This is a genomic window from Streptomyces sp. NBC_01478, assembly GCF_036227225.1.
Lineage (GTDB): Bacteria > Actinomycetota > Actinomycetes > Streptomycetales > Streptomycetaceae > Streptomyces.
In genome coordinates this window covers 9039617-9060478 of the sequence record NZ_CP109444.1, presented here as the reverse complement: position 1 = coordinate 9060478, position 20862 = coordinate 9039617, and the positions used below count along the sequence as shown (strand labels likewise).

The 20862-nt window shown below is 71.8% G+C and carries 17 protein-coding genes; 10 read left to right on the top strand and 7 right to left on the bottom strand.

Going from position 1 to position 20862, the window contains the following annotated elements; all coding sequences use genetic code 11:
* Position 1 precedes the first annotated feature (1 nt).
* The 9 genes from OG223_RS40575 to OG223_RS40535 all read left to right on the top strand — a co-directional run bounded on the left by OG223_RS40575 (position 2) and on the right by OG223_RS40535 (position 11675).
* Positions 2-742, top strand: coding sequence for a sirohydrochlorin chelatase (locus OG223_RS40575; protein WP_329260061.1), 741 nt, complete (start codon positions 2-4; stop codon positions 740-742).
* A 103-nt stretch (positions 743-845) separates the two neighbouring features.
* Positions 846-3011 (top strand): carboxypeptidase-like regulatory domain-containing protein, encoded by a 2166-nt coding sequence (locus OG223_RS40570; RefSeq protein ID WP_329260058.1) that lies wholly within the window; start codon positions 846-848, stop codon positions 3009-3011.
* 3 nt (positions 3012-3014) lie between these two features.
* The gene (locus OG223_RS40565; RefSeq protein WP_329260056.1) at positions 3015-4268 is read left to right on the top strand and encodes a TRAFAC clade GTPase domain-containing protein; all 1254 of its coding nucleotides are present in this window, start codon (positions 3015-3017) and stop codon (positions 4266-4268) included.
* Positions 4265-6943, top strand: coding sequence for a GTPase-associated protein 1-related protein (locus tag OG223_RS40560; protein WP_329260053.1), 2679 nt, complete (start codon positions 4265-4267; stop codon positions 6941-6943). Before OG223_RS40565 ends, OG223_RS40560 begins: the two co-directional genes overlap by 4 nt.
* Positions 6940-8553 carry a TRAFAC clade GTPase domain-containing protein gene (locus OG223_RS40555; RefSeq protein ID WP_329260051.1) on the top strand — a complete coding sequence of 538 codons (1614 nt, stop codon included), beginning with the start codon at positions 6940-6942 and terminating at the stop codon, positions 8551-8553. The genes OG223_RS40560 and OG223_RS40555 overlap by 4 nt, the downstream gene beginning before the upstream one ends.
* Positions 8550-8675 (top strand): hypothetical protein, encoded by a 126-nt coding sequence (locus OG223_RS40550; RefSeq protein ID WP_329260048.1) that lies wholly within the window; start codon positions 8550-8552, stop codon positions 8673-8675. Before OG223_RS40555 ends, OG223_RS40550 begins: the two co-directional genes overlap by 4 nt.
* A gap of 79 nt (positions 8676-8754) precedes the next feature.
* Positions 8755-9420, top strand: coding sequence for a vWA domain-containing protein (locus tag OG223_RS40545; RefSeq protein WP_329265728.1), 666 nt, complete (start codon positions 8755-8757; stop codon positions 9418-9420).
* Positions 9414-10337: a PP2C family serine/threonine-protein phosphatase gene (locus OG223_RS40540; protein WP_329260045.1), complete on the top strand. Its 924-nt coding sequence runs from the start codon at positions 9414-9416 to the stop codon at positions 10335-10337. The genes OG223_RS40545 and OG223_RS40540 overlap by 7 nt, the downstream gene beginning before the upstream one ends.
* Positions 10338-11675: a serine/threonine-protein kinase gene (locus tag OG223_RS40535; RefSeq protein ID WP_329260042.1), complete on the top strand. Its 1338-nt coding sequence runs from the start codon at positions 10338-10340 to the stop codon at positions 11673-11675.
* A 41-nt stretch (positions 11676-11716) separates the two neighbouring features.
* On the opposite strand, the gene OG223_RS40530 is transcribed toward OG223_RS40535, so the two are convergent.
* The 5 genes from OG223_RS40530 to OG223_RS40510 form a co-directional block, all read right to left on the bottom strand.
* Positions 11717-12037 carry a hypothetical protein gene (locus OG223_RS40530; RefSeq protein WP_329260039.1) on the bottom strand — a complete coding sequence of 107 codons (321 nt, stop codon included), beginning with the start codon at positions 12035-12037 and terminating at the stop codon, positions 11717-11719.
* Between the two features lie 20 nt (positions 12038-12057).
* On the bottom strand, positions 12058-13497 hold the full coding sequence (locus OG223_RS40525; RefSeq protein ID WP_329260036.1) for a hypothetical protein: 1440 nt from the start codon (positions 13495-13497) through the stop codon (positions 12058-12060).
* A 137-nt stretch (positions 13498-13634) separates the two neighbouring features.
* Complete coding sequence (locus OG223_RS40520; RefSeq protein ID WP_329260033.1) at positions 13635-14246, bottom strand: TIGR03086 family metal-binding protein; 612 nt, start codon at positions 14244-14246, stop codon at positions 13635-13637.
* A 25-nt stretch (positions 14247-14271) separates the two neighbouring features.
* Positions 14272-15294 (bottom strand): ketopantoate reductase family protein, encoded by a 1023-nt coding sequence (locus OG223_RS40515; protein ID WP_329260030.1) that lies wholly within the window; start codon positions 15292-15294, stop codon positions 14272-14274.
* Between the two features lie 93 nt (positions 15295-15387).
* The gene (locus tag OG223_RS40510) at positions 15388-15933 is read right to left on the bottom strand and encodes a DUF1697 domain-containing protein (RefSeq protein ID WP_329260027.1); all 546 of its coding nucleotides are present in this window, start codon (positions 15931-15933) and stop codon (positions 15388-15390) included.
* Positions 15934-16366: 433 nt separating this feature from the next.
* On the opposite strand from OG223_RS40510, the gene OG223_RS40505 reads away from it, so the two are divergent.
* Positions 16367-18610, top strand: coding sequence for an MMPL family transporter (locus OG223_RS40505; protein WP_329260024.1), 2244 nt, complete (start codon positions 16367-16369; stop codon positions 18608-18610).
* Positions 18611-18738: 128 nt separating this feature from the next.
* On the opposite strand, the gene OG223_RS40500 is transcribed toward OG223_RS40505, so the two are convergent.
* Positions 18739-20022, bottom strand: coding sequence for an ABC transporter substrate-binding protein (locus OG223_RS40500; RefSeq protein ID WP_329260022.1), 1284 nt, complete (start codon positions 20020-20022; stop codon positions 18739-18741).
* Positions 20022-20855: a carbohydrate ABC transporter permease gene (locus OG223_RS40495; RefSeq protein WP_329265726.1), complete on the bottom strand. Its 834-nt coding sequence runs from the start codon at positions 20853-20855 to the stop codon at positions 20022-20024. Before OG223_RS40495 ends, OG223_RS40500 begins: the two co-directional genes overlap by 1 nt.
* Positions 20856-20862: the final 7 nt, after the last annotated feature.

The window sequence follows — 20862 nt, the reverse complement described above, 5'->3', positions numbered from 1 at the left end:
TATGCACCAGAGGCCGGTTCTCCTCGTCATCGCCCACGGCAGCCGCGATCCGCGGCACGCCGCGACCATCCACGCCCTCGTGCGGCGGATAAGGTCGCGGCGGCCCGGGCTGCGCGTGGAGATCGGCTTCCTGGACTTCAACATCCCGTCCGTGCAGGGGGTGTTGGAGTCGCTGGCGGCGGAGGGCATCCAGGATGTCGTAGCGCTCCCCCTCCTGCTCACCCGCGCGTTCCACGCGAAGGCGGACATCCCGGCGGTCCTGCGGGAGGCGCCGTCCCACCTGCGGATCAGGCAGGCGGAGGTGCTGGGTCCGTCGCCGCTGCTGGTGCGCGCGCTCGAACGGCGGCTCCACGAGGCCGGGTTGACGCCCGCCGACAAGTCCTCGACCGGGGTCGTCCTGGCCTCGGCGGGGTCCACCGACCCGGAGGCGATCGCGGTGATCGCCGGCATCGCGCGGGAGTGGTGGGACACCGGCTGGTGTGCCGTACGTCCCGCGTTCGCGTCGGCGGCCCTGCCGCGCACCGAGGACGCGGTCCGTGAACTGCGCGCCCTGGGCTGCGAACGCGTCGCCGTCGCGCCGTACGTCCTGGCCCCCGGCTTCCTCCCCGACCGCATCGCGCGGGGCGCGGCGGAAGCGGACGTCCTCGCCGAGGTGCTGGGCCCGGCGCCGGAGGTGGCACGACTGCTGCTGCAGCGCTACGACGCGGCCCTGACACCGATGCTCGCGGCCGTTGGCGCATAGCGCGTCACAGGTCCGACCTGCCCGGATTCGCGAAAAGGGGTCCCCCTGGGGCCCCGGATCTGCTGGGATGGTTCCTCGCGGAGCAAGCGGGGGAGCGGCACACGTGAAGGGTCGGGAGTTCGGGCATCACTTGGGGCTGCCCCGGGCACTGTCCGGGCTGCCGCTGAGTCCCCTCGTGGCGTCCTACGGCGAGCTCGTCGCGGCCCAACACGCGCTCGGTCTACGGCATGTGGGCGAGGCGCTGCTGCCGCCCGGTGCCGGTGGGCTGAGCGTGCTCGACGGGGTGTACGTGCCGTCGGGCGGGCGCGGTCGTCGGCGCGTGGACGTCGCGTTCCTGGAGGATCTCGCCCGCGCCCCGACCCCGACCGCCGGCATCGCGCGACTGCTGGCCGAGGCGCAGCGGCGTGATCCGCAGGCGGTGCGCAGGGTCGTGCTCTATCAACTGATCGGACTGCTGCAGGACCGGCCGCTGAAAGAACGCCCGCATGTGGCCGCCCAGTTGGGAGTGCACGCCGAGGAGGTCGGCGGGCTCGTGGCGGCGGCCCGGCTGCGGCCCCTCCTCGACAAGCGCGAACGACAGGCCGCCGAGTCCCTCGCCGGGGCCTGGGAACAGCACCGGCTGCACCGGATCCGCACCCTGCTGGAACGGCTGCCGCACGGCACGGACGACCCGGCGCTGCGGTCGCTGCGGACCGAGTCGGCCCTGCGTTTCGCCGTGGTCGACGGGGCGCTGCTCGCGGCGCGGCGGGCCGAGCAGGACCGGGACGCGGAGACCGCCGGCGCGGAGTATCTGCGCGCGCTGCGTGAAGTCGCCGACGACCGGCGGGCGTTGCGCGGACTGGTGCGGGCGCATCGGCCGCGGGCCGGTGAGCCGGCCGCCCTGGATGCCGAACTCGGCCTGGATCATGTGCGGTTGACGTGGGACGAGACGGGCTCGGACGGTGGCTGGCGGCTGCTGTGTCTGCACCGCGACGAGCGGGGTGCGCCCGCGGTGCGTGAAGTGGCCGCGCGCGACGAGGCGTTGGTGCTCGGGAGCGCCGTCCGCTATGCCGCCCTCCCCCTGCGCGACGGGCTCGTGGACGGTCCGCCCCTCGTCTCGCACCGGCTGGTGCTCACCCCGGAGGTGGAATCGCTCACCCTGACGGACGGGCCGGAGCGGATCGAGGGCACCTGGAAGCGTCCGCCGGGCGCCACGGACGTGACGGTCGAGCGCACCGGGCCGGGCGCCACGGACGGGCAACTCACCCTCCGCTCGGAGGGGTTCACCGCCACAGGCGTCCCGCCCGGCCGCCACACCGTCCGGGTCGTCTGCCACTACCGCTCCCCCGGCGGACAGCCGGTCGCCTCCCCCGGTGTCCGCGCCACCCGCACCGTCCACCCCTGGCCCTCCCCCGTCCGCACCCTCACCGCCCGGCCCGAGGACGACGCCGTCCGGTTCGCCTGGACGGGCGCGGAGGAAGGGGACGTACGGCTGGTGGAGTGGCCCGGCGAGGTCCCGGCCCCCGGCGCCGAACTGCATACGCGGGACCTGCCGGCCGGGCTCGGCTGGCCGGAGCGGGACGGGGCGCTGTGTCCGCCGCCCGGTCTGAGTGTCCGGGTCGCCGCCGTCGCCGTCCTCGGGGAGCGGGCGCTGGCCGGTCCCGTCGTGGATGTCGAGGTGCTGCGGCCCGTGACCGGGCTCGCCGCGCGGCGGCTGCCGGGCGGGGAGGCGGAGGTCTCGTTGGACTGGCCCGGTGACACCCCTCATCTCAGGGTGAGTTGGGACTCCGGCGAGCGGAGCGTCACCGCGCACGCCTACCGGCGGGGCGGGCTGCGGCTGGCGGTGGGCCCGCGGGCCGTACGCGTCCGGGTCGCCGCCGCTCCCCAAGTGCCCGGCGCCGTCGTCGTCGTACCGGACGCGGCCGAGGTGCTGCTGCCGCCCGACACGGCCGTCGGGTATCAACTGGTGCGCGCGCCGCGCCGGTTGCTCGGTCGGGGGCGCCCGCTGCTGCGGGTCACCCTGTCCGCGCCGGAGGGCGAGGAGCAGGGCGACGCCCCCGAGTTCGTGTGCGTCGCGCGCAGTGGCACCCTCCGGCCGCGCAGCGCGGCCGACGGCACGACCCTGCTGCGCATCCCCGGCACCGATCTGCTCCGACTCGGCACGGTGGAGCAGGAGTTGCCGGCCGCGCCCTGCCCGGCGCCGTACACCTTGCGCGGCTTTCTGCTGGGCGAGCACGCGGCATCCGTACGACTCGAAGAACCCTCCCCCGCGACCCTGGTGGTGCGCTGAGCCATGACGACCGTCATCTGCCCCTACTGCTTCGCCCGTACCTCGGCGGCGAAACTGCCCTACCGGTGTCTGATGACCCCGAGCGGGGTGCGCGGGGGCACACCCTGCGGGCCCCAACGGGACGATGTCTGGGCCGGGTTCGTGGGACCCGGCGTGAATCCGGCGGCCCTGCTGCGGGGGCCGGTGTTCGCCCCGGCGCGCGGGATGGCCGCGCTGGCGTCCGGACTGCGCTCCGGCTCCGGGAGCAGCGTGCCCTGCCCGGACTGCGGGGTGACCACGACCGTCCGGGTGTGCGCGTCCTGCCACAGTGACCTGCCCAGCGACTACTGCGACCAGGACAGCCGCATCATCGCGCTGGTCGGCGCGAAGGCCTCCGGCAAGAGCACCTATGTGTCCGTGCTGGTCAACGAGTTGAACCAGCGGGTCGGGCAGGCCTATCACGCCTCGCTGGCGGCGATGGGGCAGTCCACGCAGCAGCGGGACCGGGAGATGGCGGAGGATCTGTACGAGCGGCTGCGGCTGCCGGACGCGACCCGGCCGGCGGCGCTCGGCTTCAACGACCCACTGCTGTACCGGCTGAGCGTGCCCCGCCGCGGGAGACTCGGCAACGGCACCCGGCACACCACGCTGGTCTTCTTCGACGCGGCCGGCGAGGACCTCGCGGGCGCCGAGGCGATGGACCGGTACACGCGCTATCTCAGCGCGGCCGACGGCATCATCCTGCTGGTCGACCCCCTGCAACTGGGCTCCGTGCGCGACCGGTTGCCGCTCCAGGACGGTCCGCCGCTGCCCATGGTGGAGACCCCGCCGCAGCAGATCGCCGCCGATCTGGCCGCCCAGTTGCGCGCCCACGGCAAGGGCGGTTCGCGGGGGCGGGTGAGCACGCCGATCGCGGTGGCGGTGACGAAGACGGACATGCTGAAGCCGCTGCTGGACGCGCATTCGCCGGTGCTGCGCAACGCGCCGCATCCGGAGGGCACCTACGACGAGGACGACCGGCTCACCGTGCACGAGGAGATCCGCTCGCTGATGGCGGACTGGGACTCGGGGGCGCTGATGCGCCAACTGGAGCTGGACTTCGACCGGTTGTCGATGTTCGGGCTCTCGGCGCTGGGTGCGCCGCCGCCCGCCGACGCGCCCGCGGACGTACCGAAGTCGGGGCCGCAGCCGGTGCGGGTGGAGGATCCCCTGCTGTGGCTGCTGGCGCTGCGCGGAGTGCTGCCGGTCCGTACCGCCGGGAAGGGGCGAACCAAGTGACCCTGGCCCAACTGCACTACACCTCGGCGCCGCCCGGCCCCGACGGCTCCGGCTTCCGTTTCACCGCGGTCAGCGCGGGGGTTCCGCAGGGGCTGTTGCGGGAGGCCGAGCAGCTCATCGGGTACGAGCCGCCGCGCGACTGTCCGGCCCGGCCCGACGCGGAACAGCTCAAGGGGTTCCCGAAGGCCTTCAGCTTCAGTGAACTCGCGGACGGCGGGCGGCTGTTGAGCCGCTCGGTGTACATCGGCGCCGACTACAGCGGACGCTGGGGCAACTTCCACGCGCACGCCGTGCATCTGCCGCCCGGGACCCGGCTGCCGGACGGGGTGCTGCCCATCACCGCCTGGGAGTCGCCGCGTTGGGCGGACACGACTCCCCCGGGCGGCAGGCCGCAGTCGGTCGACCGCATCGAGCCGTCCGGGCTGCTCCGCAAGGACGCGCTGGTCGCGTTCGCGGTGTCCCGGGCCGGGTGGCTCGCGCCGTTCTTCGCCGATCTGCGGGCGGTCGCCGCGGATCCGGGGGCCGGGCAGATCGTGGTCGTGGAGCACGACAGCGCCGATGTGGCCCAGTGGATCGCGCTCGCCTGCGCGGTGCTGCCCCGCGAACAGGCGCACCGGCTCACCTTCACGACGTACACCCGCCGCCCCCAGCAGGCCCGCCAGCAGCTCGTCGGCGCGCTGCCGTCCTCGGAGTCCGTCGCCCACGACCACCGCTACCGGGTCCACGACTGCACCGGGCAGCAGCCGTCCGGGCCGGTCACCGACACCTGGGCCGAGGTGTGCGCCCGGATCTGGCGTGCGGGCCGCCCCGACCTGTTCCACAACACCCCCGAAGACCTGGGCCAGTTGGCGACCACGGCACTGATCGCGGGCATCGCCCTGCGCCCGGACGCCCGTACGGCGGCGGCCCGTTGGGCGACCGAACACGCGGGCGCGCTGCCGGACGAGACGCTCACGGCACTGGTCGCGGGGCTGTGCGGCGGGCCCCTGGCGGGTTCGGGGTGGGCGGACGGCCACGACTCGGCAGGCCACGGGCAGGCGGCACTGTCGTCCCCTGGCTCGGCGGACGACGAACAGGCCGCGCTGGCCGCCCTGTTGGACCAACTGGACGGGCAGGTGCCGGCCGTCGTGTCGGCGCCGCTCGCCGCGCGGGTGCTGGCGTCGGCGGTGCTCGGCAAGGGGCCGGTGCCCGCGCTGCGGGCCGGGTCCCTGACCCCGTGGGCCCATGACGAGCTGGCCCGCGATCTCGCGCCCGCGCTGCGGGCCGGCCTCGCCGACCCGGCGGAGCCGCCCGCCGGACGACCGCTCGCGCTGCTGCGGGTCGCGGACCTGCTCGGCATCGACTGCCAGGACCAACTCCCCGATCTCGCCGGGAGGTTGGCGAGGGAGTTGGTGAACGAGCCGACGGCCACGCCCGATCCGGACGGCGACCGGAGCCGGTCACGGGACCTCCGGGCGCCGGGACAGCCGAGCCCGGACCAGTGGCCCCGCACGGGCGCGGATCCGCTGCACGCCCCACCGGCGCGCAGCCCGCAAGCACCCGGACAGCCGAGGCCCACCGGTCCCCCGGAGGGCGCCGCCCGTCCCGCCGTGGGCTGCCCGCCCGCGGTGCTCGACGCGGTGCACGCCCATCCCGGGTTGCGGGTGGCGCTGTTCGGGTCGCTCAACGCGCTCGCCGCGTCCGAACCCGCCGCTGTGGCACGGGCGTTGACGGGCTCCGGGCTGCCCGTGGACTTCCACCCCGGTTTTCCGCATCTGCGGATGTGTGTCACGCCCGTCGGGGCGCGCGACCGGCTCGCGCGGTTCCGTGAGGTGCTGCGGACGGCGGGTGTCTCTCCGCTGGCCGACCCCGCCGTACTGCGTACCGCCCTGGGCCTCACTTGGCCCGGCGAGCTGCCGACGGGCCTGGAGGCGAGCCTGCTGCTGAACGAGCTGGGGTCCGACACCCACCGCACGGCCGGTACCCGGGACCTGCTGATCGAGGCCGCCCTCACCGCGCCCCCGGACGACCGTGACGTACCGGCGCTCGCGGAGGACCTGCTGCGCTGCTTCGGCACGGAACTGCGGCCCGGGCAGCGCGCGGCCCTGCTTCTCCTGGAACTGGCCGGGCTGCTCGGCACCGAGGGGGAGAGCGACGAGTGGGTCACCAGGGTGCTGAATCTGAAGAACGGTGCCGCCGAGCCGGTGCCGGACCCGGTCGTCGACCGTGCCTTCCAGGTCCTCGCGTGGCGGCTCCTCGAAGGGCAGGTGCCGACCAACGAGCTGTACGCGCTAGCTCGTTCGGGTGAAACGCGACTGCTGGAGACGTACGAAAAGGCGGGCCGTTCCGACCGCGTGGGCGACCGGCTGCGGACCTCGCCGGCGTATGTCGCCGCCCGGTTCTGCGACTGGAGCGCGTTCCCGGGAACCCATCCGGCCTGGGAAGAGACCCGGACCGCCCTGCTCGGGAAGGTGCTGCGGCCGGTCGTGCGGGCGCTGCCCGCCGAGGACCAGACCGAGGTCGAAGCGGTGCTCGGGCGCGCGGGCCGGGGCAAGCTCGACGCGTACCGGACCTGGAACCGCCCCGGCGCCCTGGGACGTCTCGCGGGACGGCTGTCCGGACGTGGACGGCGCCCGGACCAGGCCGACGTGTGGCCCGGGGACGTGGAACCACCGACCGAGGGAGGCCGCCGATGACCGCCGCCTCACCGCTGCTGATCCTGGCCGTCTGGACCGGGATCATCGCGGTCGGGCTGTGCTTGGGCCGGGTGCTGTGGGTGTTCCTGTGGATCGGCACACGGTCCGTGTGGCAGGGCCTGGGACCATGGCAGCCGGGCCGCCCCGACCAGCGCGTCCCGCTCGTCGCCGCGGGCGCCGAACCCGCCCATCTCGGCTACTACTGGCGGCAGTTGTGGGTGGACGCGTGGACGGCCGGCGCGTACGGGATGCGGTTCGTGTGGACGGTGTTCCGCGATGTGTGGCTGCGCCGGACGGTACGGAACCTGTTCCTGGGCCGGAACCCGTCGGGCCGTCGCGGCCGGGCGCCGATCAACCGCTTCGGGTACATCGTCCTCGTGGCCCCGGGCACCTTCGTGGGCGCACTGCTCGGCGCCGTGCTCGCCACCGTCCTGCTCGCTGTGTCCCTGCTGTACTTCGGGCTGCTGGTCGGCCTGGTGTGGCTGGGCTGCGCGACGGCGGTCCCGGTGCTGCGCGGAGTGGAGCGAAGCTGGGCGCTGACCCGCGGGATCCGCGTCAAGTGCCCCTACCCGGGCTGCTATCGCCCGGTCCCGCTGGCCGTGCACCGCTGCTCCGGCTGCGCGAAGCCGCACAAGTCCCTACGGCCCGGACGGTACGGCGTGCTGGGCCACGGCTGTGTGTGCGGGCAGCGGCTGCCCACGACGCGGCTCGCGGGGCGCGGCAGACTCACCGCGCTCTGCCCGTACTGCGACCGGGTGCTGCCCGAGATCGTCGGCACCACCCGCGTCGTGCACGCCCCTCTCGTGGGCGGCACCTCTTCCGGCAAGACGATGCTGATGGCGGCCATGGTCGAGGGCCTGCACGCCTGGGACCGGCGCGGCGACCTGCGCGTCGAGTACGCCTCCGCCGACGACCGCCATACGTTCAACGATCTCAACCAGGAGCTGAACAGCACCGGTTGGGCCCACGCCACGACCGGCGGCCAGCCGCGCGCCCTGATGCTGACGGTGACCCGCGGCCGACGGCGTCGGCTGCTGTATCTCTACGACCCGATGGGCGAGTCGGTGAGCGAGGCCGAACGGGTGCGCGCCCAGAAGTACTTGGAGCACACCGACGGCGTCGTCCTGGTCGCCGACGTGCTGGCCGACGTAAAGGTGCGCGGGCGGCTGCTCGACACGGAGGACGCCGAACGGGTCGGAGCTGCCCGCCCGTCCACGCAGGGCCCGTGGGAGACGTACCAGCGGCTCACCGGTGAGCTGAACGCGCTGACCGGCCGGCGGCGCGGGCGGCTGTCCGTGGCGGCCGTCGTCACCAAGCGGGATGTCCTGGACCAGTTGGTCACCCTGCCGAAGCCGGGGGCGCGGGTCGATTCCTGGCTGGCGGAGATCGGCCTCGGCGGACTCGTCCGGGCGCTCGGGCACGACTTCAAGGAGGCCCGCTACTGGGCGGTGAGCGCCCATGCCGCCACCGGCGCCGGACCGCTGGAGAGCGAGCAACGCCGGGCCGCGGAGCCGGTGTTGTGGCTGCTCGCGGTCTCGGGGCTGAAGACCGCCGCACTCACCGGCACACCTGGCGCCGCACCGGAGAAGAAGAGGTACACGCCGGCATGACGAAGGTGACCCCACCGGTCGGACACGGACGGCGGCTGCTGGCAGGCCTGTTCGTCGCCTCACTGGTGCTCACGACGGCCACCCTGGCCTACTTGGCCTATCTGTTCCTCCCCGACTCATAGCTCCCGACCCACAGATCCCGACCCACAGCTCCCCAACTCATGGAAAGGACACGGAGTGAGCGACATTCCCGGCGGGCCCATGGCGAACCGGCCGGTCCACTTCATCTGGCTGCTCGACTGCTCGTACTCGATGCAGGGCGAGAAGATCGGCCAGCTCAACTACGGGATCAGAGAAGCGATCCCGGAGATGCGGTCGGTGGCCCACGACAACCCTGCGGCCCAACTGCTGCTGCGGACCGTCACGTTCTCCACCACGGCCCAGTGGCTCCATCAGACCCCGGTCCCCGTCGACGACTTCACCTGGCGGGACATCGAGGTGGACGGCATGACCAACCTCGGTGAGGCCCTGCACCTGGTCTCGCGCGAACTGCAGACTCCGCCGATGCCGCAGCGCGCGCTGAAGCCGGTGCTGGCGCTGGTGTCGGACGGGGTGCCCACGGACGACTGGCGGGCGGGCCTGAAGGCGATCGACGCGACACCGTGGGGCCGTAAGGCGGTACGGGTCGCGATCGCGATCGGCGCCGACGCGGACCGCAGTGTGCTCCAGGAGTTCCTGGGCAACCCCGAGTTGCAGCCACTGGACGCCAACAGCCCCAAGCAGTTGGCGGCGGCGATCCGTTGGGCGTCGACGGCGGCGGTGAAGGCGGCCTCGCAGCCGGTCGCGGGCGACTCGTCCGCCCCGACCCTCACCAAGCAGCCGTACGCGCCGCCGGTCGTCGACGACGACGATGACGACGTGTGGTGACACACGGGGTGCGACGGTGGGAGACGCTGGCCGAGAGCGTGCGGGGCGTCGGGAAGAAGCGCAACCAGGACTGGTTCACGTGCCAGGGCTCCGGTTCCGGCGAGGACCCGCTGCTGCTGGCGGTGGCCGACGGACACGGCTCGGCCCGCTACACCCGCAGCGAGATCGGCGCGCGCTTCGCCGTGGACCGCTTCGTGGGCCGGGCCGAGCTGTTCGCCCGGGCGGCCCGCGACTGCCATGAACCGGGCCGCCTGGCCCGGCTGATGACCTACGCCCGCGACGACTTCCCGCGCGCCCTCGTGCAGGACTGGCGCGAGGCGGCCCTCGGCCACTGGGACCGCCACCGCCCGGTCGCCGACGCGGGCACACCGGAACCACGGCAGAGCGAGAAACTCCTGCTCTACGGCACGACGTTGATCGGTGCCGTGCTGACGCCGTGGCTGTTCGTGGCCTGGCAGATCGGCGACGGCGATCTCGCGGTGGTCGAGCACGACGGCACGCTGAGCCGGCCGCTGGCCCCGGTCGAGGAGGATCTCGGCGACGAGACGGAGTCGCTGTGCGGCAAGGAGGCGTGGAGCGCGGTGCGGATGCACTGGGCGCCGGTGTTCGACCAGGCCCGCACACCACGCCTGGTGGTCCTGTCGACGGACGGCCTGTCGAAGAGCTTCGCCTCGGCCGACGGCTACCGGCAGTTCGTGGCGGGCCTGGACGGCCGACTGGCGGCGGACGGCTACGAGGGGGTGCGCGAGGTGCTCCCCCAGTGGCTGGAGCAGGCCTCGAAGTACTCGGGCGACGACACGACCCTGGCGGCGGCGCTGCGGCATGTGTCGACGGTGACGGGCGGCCCACCGGACCGCGCACCGGACGGCCCGGCGGTTGTCCCGCCCATGGATACGGAACGGAAGACGGAGACATAGATGAGCGGCATGCTCGACAGCGGCACACGGCTGACCGCGCAGAACGGCGAAGAGATCCAGATCGTCGACATGCTGGGCGCGGGCGGCCAGGGCGAGGTGTACCGGGTCAAGACCCCGGGCGGCGACAAGGCCCTCAAGTGGTACTACCCGACGTGTGCGACCGCGGAACAGGACGCGATCGTACGGGAGTTGGTGGAGCGGGACTTCGACGACGACCGGTTCCTGTGGCCCGAGGCGTATGTGCCCGCGTACAAAGGGTCGTTCGGGTATCTCATGGGGCTGCGCCCGGACCACTTCAAGGGGCTGCCCGCACTGTTCCGGCGTCAACTGCGCACCACAACACGCGCGTTGCTGACGGCGTGCCTGTACACGGTGGAGGCGTACCAGGCGCTGCACTCGCGGGGCATCGCGTACCGGGACATCTCCTGGGGCAACATCTTCTTCGACCCGGACACCGGTGACGTGCTGGTCTGCGACAACGACAACGCGGTGGTGGAGGGGGACGTCAGCGGCATCTCCGGGACGATGGAGTTCATGGCCCCGGAACTGGTCCGCGGCGAGCCGGGCGCCCGCCCGGGCACCCAGTCCGACCTGCACTCCCTCGCCGTGCTCCTGTTCATGTTCCTGATGAACCATCATCCGCTGAAGGGGAAGCGGGAGTTGGGCATCCACTGCCTGGACGAGGCGGCGGAGCGCAAGCTGTACGGCAAGAGCCCGCTGTTCGTCTTCGACCCGGTGGACGACTCGAACGCGCCCGACCCGGTGGAGCACGCGACCGTGCTGGCCACCTGGGGCGCGGCGGCCGGGAAGCTCCAGGACCTGTTCCGCAGCCAGTTCACGGTCGGGCTGCGGGATCCGGCGGCCCGGGTCCGTGAGTCGGAGTGGCGGGACGCGCTGCGGGCCGTACTGGACTCGGTCGTGGAGTGCGCCTCGTGCGGCCGGCAGAACATGACGGAGCCGGGCGAGAACCCGCCGCCCCGGGCCTGTTGGGGCTGCGGCACCCAGCTCGTGCTGCCGCCCCGCCTGGTGGTGACCACTCCCCCGCCGCGCACCGAGCGCCACATCCGGCTGGGCCGGGCGGCCCGGGTGCAGGCCCACCATCTCCTGGCGGAGCCGACCCGGCACGACTGCTCGGACGCGAGCCTGGTCGCCGAACTGGTCGAACACCCGTCGAAGCCGGGCCGGTTCGGCATCGCCAACCGCTCACAGCAGACGTGGACGGGGACCCGCTCCGACGGCACCTCGCAGCAGATCGGTCCCGGTCAGACGGTGCCGCTGCGGTCGGGGCTCGAACTGGACCTCGGGGGCGGGGCGCGGGCGGTGGTCAAGGCGAAGTGAGGTGCGGGGGCGCCCTGTTGGGACGGGGCGCCCCCAGCGCTTCACAGGCCGAGCGCGTGCTTCAGTTGCTCGATGAGCGCGAGCCCGCCGGTGCCTGCCCCGACGCCGATGGTGATGGTCTCCAGCGCGGCCCGGACACGGCCCCGGTTGACGGCCCGGCCCTCCTCGCCGGCCTGGACCAACTCGCCCTGGATGACCTGCGCTTGAGGGAGCAGGGTCGGGTACTCGCCGCGCATCCGGTCGACGAGCTGTTCGGCGATGTGCAGGACGGTCGCGGAGTCCGTTCCCTGGTTCACGACGTGGCCGTGGTCGCCGATGTGACTGTTGGTGATGTTGCCGCCGTTGAAGTTGAACGTGCTCATGTCCCGCTCCCCGTTCTTGTTCAGGGCTGTGGTGCCCCGCTCTGGCCCGAAGGCCCTGGGCCTTGTGGCCCGTTGTTGGTGACGTGGCCCTGGTTGCCCACGGCGCTGTTGTGGATGTCCCCCGAGATGTTGTAGGTCTGCGTGCTGATGTTGGCCTGCGCCTTGTCGAAGGAACTCGTGTCGACGTGGTGGTCCTTGAGGAACTTCTCGGTGGCGACGAGCACACCGCCCTGAAGCCGGAAGAGGAAGTCCTGCGAGTCGATGCGTTCGGCGTAGCCCGCCTCGCCCCAGTCCCCGATGCGTTCGCGCAGGCTGTCGGTCGCGCCGACGTCGAGGACGATGTGGTGGTCCAGGATCTCCCGCCGCCGCTCCGCCATGAACTTCCCGCGGCTCCGCCGCGCTCTGCGCAGCGCCCGCAACCGTCCGACGGCTCCCCTGAGTTCGGGCCAGGTACGCGCGTTGGCGTACCGGAGAAGGCTCCACCAGCGCTTGGAGGGGGTCACGGGCAGGTGGTCCACCAGGTGGAAGCGCCCGCCCAGCGGTGGGATCGCGTAGGCGGCGACCTCCCAGGTGAGGCTCGGTCCGCTGAGGATCGCCCGCAGGTACATGGAGACGATGATCCGCCCGCCGTCGCCGACCCGCTCCAGGCACAGATGGGTCCGCATACCCGCGCCCGGAGTCTGCACGCCCGCCTGGACCAGTCGGCTGGGGATCTTCGGAAGGGGGCGCGCGGTGCGGTCCGGCAGCAGTTCGGGAAGCATGTAGGCGTTGCTGCCGAGGACGTAGAGCCGGTTCTTGGTCCGCAGTCCGTCGAGCCCGGAGAGTGCCTCCATCTCCTTGGCCACATAGGTGTGGAGCTCGACGGCGTCGAAGGGGCGGATGGTGAGCTTGCCGCCCTGCGGAGCGTCGGCCGGCTTGCTGACGTCGATCGGCTGCCAGACGACTTCCTTGATCTTTCTGCCGCTGCCGACGAACGGGTTGGTGAGGGCCGCCGCGTCGGCGTACGGCAGCACGTTGGCCCGCTTGTTCGAGTGTTCCTGCAGCCAGGCCTCCACCGCCGTGTCCACGGGTGGGGCCAGCTTCTCCACCTTGTCGGGGTTGCGGAACACCTCCTGCGCCGCCTCGCGGGCCTGGGCCTCCGTGCGGTGGACCAGCCACCACGAGGCGCCGAGGACGATGACGGGGCCGTAGACACCGACCAGGGCGACCGAGCCGAGCCCGTTCGCGAGTCCCCAGACCGCCACCAGCAGCGAGGCGCCGAACGCCGCGCTGAGCCAGGCGAGTTGGCGGTCCAGGGCGGCGCGGCGCAGCAGGGCGGCGCGGGCGTGCCGGGCGAGCGCGACCAGGTTGATGCCGAGGGTGAGGCCCAGGGCGTTGAACCGGTCCCCGGTGAGTTCCTCGTCGACCTCGCGGGCGAACCCCTCGTCGAGATGGACCGACGCGCACAGTCGTCGCGTCACCCCGTCCTTGCGGTACTGCGGCAACGACGGTAGGACTCTGCCCGCCACTGTGACCTGCCCTTCCGTCTGAACTCGCGCACTCAACCCTAAGGACAACAAGCCTGCTTTGTCACAGAGTTCGGCGAGTGGACGGACATTCAGTCGACGGAGGGTCCCCCGGTACCGGCAGGTGATTGGCGGGGGTCCCGTCCGCTGGACGCGAGGGCGCGCTCGAAGACGGGGGCGTCGTCCGGTACGGGTACCGGGTCGGCGAAGCCGTCGTACTGGCGGTAGAGGTCGCCGTGCTTCTCGACCACGTCGAGGACGAGACGGGCCGCCCCGTCCGAGACGGCGTACCGCTGACCGGTGGCCGTGGCGACGTCCCAGCCGTGGACGGCCAGCTCCTTGATGATCATCGAGGCGAGTTCGTCGGCCGGCATCTTCGCCATGCCGAGGTCGACCTCGCCCTCCCACACCGCCGGGTCCGCCCAGGCGGCGACGGCCCGGTCCAGTTGGGCGGCGTAGGCCTCCGCCCAGTCCGGATCGGCGGTGAAGTCGCGCGCGGTCAGCTCCTCGGAGAGCTGCTTGCGCAGAGCTCGGTGCTCCAGGCCGTGCGAGGTGTAGAGGACCCAGTGGTTGACCATCGCGCGGACGTCCCAGTCGGGGCAGTGCGTGGGGTCGTCGAGCCGGGCCGCGCTGACACCGCGCGCGACACGGGCCGCCTCGGCGGCGCATTCGATCATGTACGGATGCAGGTCGTGGTTGCTCATGCGTCCCACGCTAGGGAGCGCGCGGTCAGGACTCTTGAACAAACGCGACAGCCTCGTCGGCCAGCCGGACCAGCTCGTCGAACGGCAGCGAACCGGGTGCCCGGCGCTCGCGCGCGAACTCGTTCGCGAGCCGTTGCAGCAGGTCGTTGAGCGGGGTCGGGACGCCGTGCAGCCGCCCCAGCAGCGCGATCTCGCCGTTGAGGTAGTCGGCCTCGATGGTGCCGGTGCCCCGGTTCAGCGACTGCCAGGAGGAGCCGCCGCCGCGCGGGAGGCCTTCGATCTCCACGAGCTGGATCCTGTCGCCGCGCGCCTCCTTCTCCTCCTCGGCGCTCGCGTACGCGATCCCGGCCGCGTCGAGCGCGGCCACGCCCTCGGCCCGCACCCGCCGGTAGAACGCCAGGCCCGCCTCGTCGCCGAGCGGCCCGGCGACCGCCTCGACGGCGTTGACCAGATTGCTGAGCAGCTTGGCGTACTGCCAGCGCGTCACGTCCGGCACGACCGGCGCCTCGAGCCTCGACTTCTCCAGGTCGGCGGCGATCAGCCGGGCGGTCTCGTCCGTGCCGCGCGGAAAGCGGCCGAGGTGCAGGATGCCGGTGAGCGGGGTGCCCTCGGCGGCGACGACACCCGGCTCGACGAAGGTCGCGGGCAGCCAGACGCAGACGCCGTAGACCCGCCGGAAACGGCGCAGCGCCAGCCGCTGGCTCTCCACCCCGTTCTGCGCGCAGACGACGGGCAGCCGCTCGGCAGCGGTACCGCCACCGGCGACCGGCGCCGGGCCCCAGACCGCCAGCGCGGCCTCGCTGTCCTGCGTCTTGACGGCCAGCACGAGCACGTCGTCGGTCCTCAACTCGCCCAGTTCCGCGGGCCCTTCGACGACCGGCAGCCGATACGTCGACGCCCCGTCCGGCACCTTGAGCCGCAACCCGTGCTCGGCCAGCGCCGCTCGCTGCGCACCCCGCGCGACCAGCACGACCTCGCACCCCGCCCCGGCCAGCCGGCCGCCGATGGCCCCGCCGACCGCCCCTGCTCCGATGATGATGTAGCGCATACCCAGGAGCCTCGCACAGTTGGGTGTATCCGCCATTGACAATTCCGTTAACTCTCCACGGGGCCGATCGCAGGCGCCTCGCCGAGATCACGCTCAACTACCGGTCAGCTCCACGAGTTTGAGGACCGTGTTCCAGTTGCGGCTCGTCGCGATCAGCCCCTTGTTCCGCCGCGGCCGGGCCAGTTCCGCGCCGAGCTTGGAGCGGCCGAGGCCGTCGGGGGCGTAGAGGTAAAGGGCTCGGTCGCCGAGGCGGAACTCCTCGGGGAGGTAGGCGGCTTGGTCCAGTTCCGTGAAGCGGGCTTCGCCGGGCGGTACCGAGAAGTAGGTGACGTGGAGTTGCTTGGCCTCCAACTCGGCTGCCGGGAAAGGGCAGTTGTCGGCGATCGCGCTCAGGTAGGCGTGGTCGCGGACGATGACGTCGACCGTGAAGCCGAACCGCTTCTCGATCGCCTGCGCGAGTTCCGCCGCGAGGGACTCCTCGTCGCCGTGGCCGCTCGTGAACACGGCCTGGCCGCTCTGCAGATAGGTGCGGACGCTCTCGTGTCCGAGGCCTTCGAGGAGCGTGCGCAGCTCGGCCATCGGGAGCTTCTTGTTGCCGCCCACGTTGATTCCGCGCAGGAGCGCCGCGTATGTCGTCATCCGGCCACCATAGAGCGGCCTTCGTGCCCCGTGGGGGTGGGCACGACGGCCGCCCGTGGTGTGCGGGTCGTCGCCCGTGGTGTGCGGGTCGCGGAAACTCTGTCGGACGAGGTGGGTCCGGATCAACACCTTCGGGCACACCCACCAGCACCTGTGACTTGTTCAACAAGGTTTCGTAATAACAAAGCGGACCCCGGCCGACGCATCGGACACCCCGGGCACCCGGTCACCCTGATCACCACCCCCGAGCCGCCCCGATAGATGTAAGGGGCCGCCGTCCTCCCCAGTGGTGAGGGCCCGGGGTCCGTGCGGAGGAGCCTCCCGGCCGAGACCTCACCGGTGAGCACGAGGGGACGTTCTTATTCCGCGCATACCTTCGATCCATGAGGTGGCGGCAGGGGGCTGTCACCGTGCACAAGGGGGCAAGCCCGTCATGGGGAACGGAGATTCACGGGTGCGGGGGCTCGCCGCCCGGGCCGGAGGCTGGAGCGCCCGGCATCGGTGGGCCGCGGTCGGCATCTGGGTGCTGTTCGTGGTGCTGGCGATGGGAATCGGTTCGGCGGCGGGCCGGGTGGACGTCGACGAGAGCGATCAGCTCAAGGGCGAGACGCACACCGCCGCCACGATCATCGACGACGCCGGGATCAAGGAACCGGCCGGCGAGACGATCCTGATCCAGTCGAAGGACGCGTCGGTCACCTCCACGGACACCGAGTTCCGCACCGCGGTCTCCGCGGTCGTCACGGCGGTGAACGGCACCGGCAAGGTCACCGACGTCACCTCGCCGTACGACACGAAGACGATCTCGAAGGACGGGCGGAGCGCGCTCGTCCAGTTCGACATGCGCGGCGACGCGGAGACCGCCGGTGACCGGGTGGAGCCGGTACTGAAGGCCGTCGCCGGGGTGCAGAAAGACCATGGCTCGCTGCGGATCGAGGAGATCGGCAGCGCGAGCATGGCGAAGCAGTACAAGGACGCGTTCGGCAACGACTTCAAGAAGGCGGAGTACTCCGCCGTACCCGTCGCCTTCGGCATCCTGCTGATCGCCTTCGGCGCGCTGGTGGCGGCGCTGCTGCCGGTGGCTCTGGCGATCACCGCGATCGTGGCGACGATGGGTCTGATGGGCCTCGTCAGCCACGTCCAGCCGATGAGCGACACCGCCAACTCCGTAATGCTGCTTGTGGGGTTGGCCGTCGGTGTCGACTACTGCCTGTTCTATCTGCGCCGTGAACGCGAGGAGCGCGAGGCCGGCCGGGACGCCGGGGCCGCGCTGCGGATCGCCGCCGCGACCAGTGGCCGCGCCATCATCGTCTCCGGTGTCACGGTGTGCGTGGCGATGGCGGGCATGCTGTTCACCGGGCTCGCCGAGTTCGAGGCGATGGGCCTGGCCTCGCTGATGGTCGTCGCGGTCGCCATGGTCGGCTCGGTGACCGTACTGCCCGCGCTGCTCTCGCTGTTGGGCGAGCGGGTCGAGAAGGGCCGTATACCGTTCCTGCGTCGGCGAGGCCGCCGGGGCAACGGGGAGAGCCGCTTCTGGACCGCCGTCCTGCGACGCGTGCTCGCCAAGCCCCTGGTCTCCGTCCTCGTGGCGACCGGCGCGCTGCTCGCGATCGCCGCTCCCGCGGTCGGCATGAAGACCGAGAACCTCACCCTGGACCAGGAGTTCGGCAACTCCCTGCCGATCGTGGGGACTTACAACCGCGTCAACGACGCCTTCCCGGGCGGCTCCGATCCGGCCGAGGTGATCGTCAAGGCGAAGGACATCAACACACCTGAGGTCAAGCAGGCGTTGGCCGACTTCAAGGCCCAGGCGGTCAGTTCGGGCGCCTCGCGCGGCCCGGTCGACATCAAGCTGCACGACGCGCAGAACGTCGCCTTCGTCTACGTCCCGCTCGTCGGCGGCTCCGACCAGGACAAGGCCTCGAAGAGCCTGGAGAAACTGCGCGACGAGGTACGGCCCGCCACCCTCGGCAAGGTCGACGGGGTCCAGGCGCCGATCACCGGAAACGTCGCGGGATCAAAGGACTTCAACGACCAGCTCCTCGGATCGGTCGTCCCGGTCTTCGCGTTCGTCGTGGTCTTCGCCTTCCTGCTGATGCTGCTCTCGTTCCGCTCGCTGACGGTCGCGATCACCTCGATCGTCCTCAACCTGCTTTCCGTGGGCGCCGCTTACGGCATCCTCGTCGCCGTCTTCCAACACGGCTGGGGCGCCTCGCTGGTGGGCGCGGAGGGCGTCGGCGCGATCGTCACCTGGCTGCCGCTGTTCCTCTTCGTGATCCTGTTCGGGCTGTCGATGGACTACCACGTGTTCGTCGTCTCCCGTATCCGCGAGGCGCGGCTGCGCGGCCGTTCGACCCAGGACGCGATCCAGCACGGCGTGGTCACCACGGCGGGCGTCGTCACCAGTGCCGCCGTCATCATGGTCGCCGTCTTCGCGATCTTCGGCACGCTGTCCATGCAGTCGATGAAGCAGATGGGCGTCGGCCTCGCGGCGGCGGTCCTCATCGACGCGACGGTCATCCGGGGGGTCCTGCTCCCCGCGGTGATGGCCCTGCTCGGCGAGCGCAACTGGTACTTCCCGAAGTGGCTCCACCGCCTGCCCGACCTCACCCACGACGAGTCCTCCACGGAGGTCGCGCCCGAGGTGGCGGGCGAGGGCGAGCCGGTGCGGGTGTAACTCCCCCTAGCTGAGGGCCTGTTGGTATCCCCGGGGGAACCAACAGGCCCTCACCCATGGCCTACGGCGCCCACGCGGCGGAGCCGCATATCGATACAGCCCCGCGCCCCTGAATGGGCACCACCTCATCAGCGTTGATATCTCGCCAGTACCAAGTTGCCGTCCCTCTGCAGGCGTTCGCGCAGTTCGGCCAGAGTGATCGCGCCGCTGTAGTACTCCTGGAAGGCCGGCGTGGCCACCTTGTCCTTCCACTCCGGGTAGCCCCGTACGGACTGCGCGGGGGCGGAGACGAGGTGGTCGGCGAGTGCTGTGCCGGTCGCCCAGTCGTCCTTCGTGGTGTGCAGGGCCGGGTCCTTGAGGGCTTGGGTGCCGGTGGGGAGCATCCAGTCGCCGAGGGCCAGGCGGACCATGTTCCTGGGCCGGAGCAGGAAGTCGACGAACTCGGCGGCCTCCTTCTTGTGCGGGCTGTCCTCGGCGATGGACAGGGTCTGCGGGCTGACGCCCTGGGTGAGCCCGTCGGCGCCGGCCGGGGCGGGCAGCACCTGCCAGTCGAAGCCCTTCGGCGCCTGCTGCACGATCTGCTGGCGGTAGGAGAAGCCGAGCGGGACCATCGCGTACTTGCCGCCGAAGAACCCGGGCAGGGTGTCCGAGCCGCCGCTGCCCAGGGTGGTGGGCGAGGCGCTGTGGTCCACGTCCGCCTGGTCGTGGATCGTGCGCGGCACCACCTGGTCGGCCGCGTCGAAGCGGACGGTCACCTTGCCGTCCGTGCCCCGGTGGAACAGCTCGCCGCCCGCCGACAGCGACAGGTTGAGCGTGGCGGACACCGGCTCCTTGAGGGGCCAGGCCACGCCGTACTTGCCGTCGCCGCTGAGCCGTCGGGTGATGTCCCTGAACTCCGGCCAGCTCCAGGGGTGTTCGGGGGTCGGGATGCGAACGCCCGCCTTCTTCAGCCAGGTCGCGTTGGCGATCAGCACCCTCGGCTCCTGGAGGAACGGCACGCCGTAGATCCCGTCCCCGAAGGTCGCCGTCTCCCAACTGCGTTGCGGGATATCGGACTTGAGCCGGGCGGGCAACAGGTCCCGGAGGTCGGCGAGGTAGCCGCCGTAGGCGAAGTCCGCGAGGTCGTCGGAGGCGTCGTGGATGATGTCCGGTGCCTCACCGCCCTCGAAGGAGGTGAGCAGTTGGTCGTGGACGCTGTCCCAACTGCCCTGGACGTACTGGACCTTGACGTCCGGGTGGGTGGCGTTCCACTCCTTCACCAGCTCCTTGTTGGCGGTGACGGACTCGTCCTGCCAGGCGAGGGACTGGAAGCGGAGGGTGATCCGGCCGTTCGTCGAGCCGTTTCCGCCGCCGCCCGTGCAGCCGGCGAGGAGCAGGGTCAGCGCGAGGGCGAGGAGCCGGCGGGGGCGCATCAGCTCTTCACCGCCCCGGTGAGCATGCCGCCCGTGATCCGGCGCTGGATCAGGGCGAAGACGAGCAGGGAGGGCAGGGTCGCGAGGAACGCGGCGGCGGCCAGTGGGCCGAGGTCGGCGACGCCCTCCGCGCCGATGAAGTGGGTGAGGACGACCGGCAGGGTCTGTTTCTCCGGGGTCTTCAGCAGGACCAGCGCGAAGAAGAACTCGTTCCACGCGGTGACGAACGCGAACAGCGCCGTCGCCACGATGCCCGGCGCGAGCAGCGGTGCCGTCACCGACACGAGTGTGCGGAGCTTTCCGGCGCCGTCGACCGCCGCCGCCTCCTCCAATTCGGCCGGTACCGCCCGTACATAGCCGACCAGCATCCACAGCGCGAACGGCAGCGACCACACCACGTAGACCAGCACCAGGCCGGCCAGGGAGTCGATCAGCCGCAGGTTCTTCAGCACCAGGAACAGCGGGATGATCACCAGCACGAACGGGAACGCCTGGCTGACCACCACCCACCCGGTCGCGGCCCGCGCGAGCAGCGTCCGGCGCCGGGCCATGACCCACGCCATCGGGGTCGCGATCACCACGGCGATCAGCGCGGCCCCGAGCGCGGCGAGCAGGGAGTTCAACGCGGCGTGCAGGAGCGGCTGTTCGTCGAAGGCCTGGCGGAAGTTGGCGAGGGTGGGGTGCCGGGGGATCCAGGTGGGGTGCAGACTGCCCAGCTCTCGCGGGGACTTGAAGGCCGTGGAGATCAACCAGAGGAAGGGGAAGGCCAGGAAGACGAGATACGCGAGCAGGGCGACGTACTGTCCGGCGCGTGCTCCGGTGCTCGTCCTCATGCCCGAT

Coding starts and splice junctions, on each gene's coding strand:
- OG223_RS40545 (WP_329265728.1), top strand. CDS start 8,755: ATGGCGAACCGGCCGGTCCACTTCATCTGGCTGCTCGACTGCTCGTAC.
- OG223_RS40505 (WP_329260024.1), top strand. CDS start 16,367: ATGGGGAACGGAGATTCACGGGTGCGGGGGCTCGCCGCCCGGGCCGGA.
- OG223_RS40565 (WP_329260056.1), top strand. CDS start 3,015: ATGACGACCGTCATCTGCCCCTACTGCTTCGCCCGTACCTCGGCGGCG.
- OG223_RS40500 (WP_329260022.1), bottom strand. CDS start 20,022: ATGCGCCCCCGCCGGCTCCTCGCCCTCGCGCTGACCCTGCTCCTCGCC.
- OG223_RS40515 (WP_329260030.1), bottom strand. CDS start 15,294: ATGCGCTACATCATCATCGGAGCAGGGGCGGTCGGCGGGGCCATCGGC.
- OG223_RS40520 (WP_329260033.1), bottom strand. CDS start 14,246: ATGAGCAACCACGACCTGCATCCGTACATGATCGAATGCGCCGCCGAG.
- OG223_RS40495 (WP_329265726.1), bottom strand. CDS start 20,855: ATGAGGACGAGCACCGGAGCACGCGCCGGACAGTACGTCGCCCTGCTC.
- OG223_RS40530 (WP_329260039.1), bottom strand. CDS start 12,037: ATGAGCACGTTCAACTTCAACGGCGGCAACATCACCAACAGTCACATC.
- OG223_RS40575 (WP_329260061.1), top strand. CDS start 2: ATGCACCAGAGGCCGGTTCTCCTCGTCATCGCCCACGGCAGCCGCGAT.
- OG223_RS40535 (WP_329260042.1), top strand. CDS start 10,338: ATGAGCGGCATGCTCGACAGCGGCACACGGCTGACCGCGCAGAACGGC.
- OG223_RS40550 (WP_329260048.1), top strand. CDS start 8,550: ATGACGAAGGTGACCCCACCGGTCGGACACGGACGGCGGCTGCTGGCA.
- OG223_RS40510 (WP_329260027.1), bottom strand. CDS start 15,933: ATGACGACATACGCGGCGCTCCTGCGCGGAATCAACGTGGGCGGCAAC.
- OG223_RS40555 (WP_329260051.1), top strand. CDS start 6,940: ATGACCGCCGCCTCACCGCTGCTGATCCTGGCCGTCTGGACCGGGATC.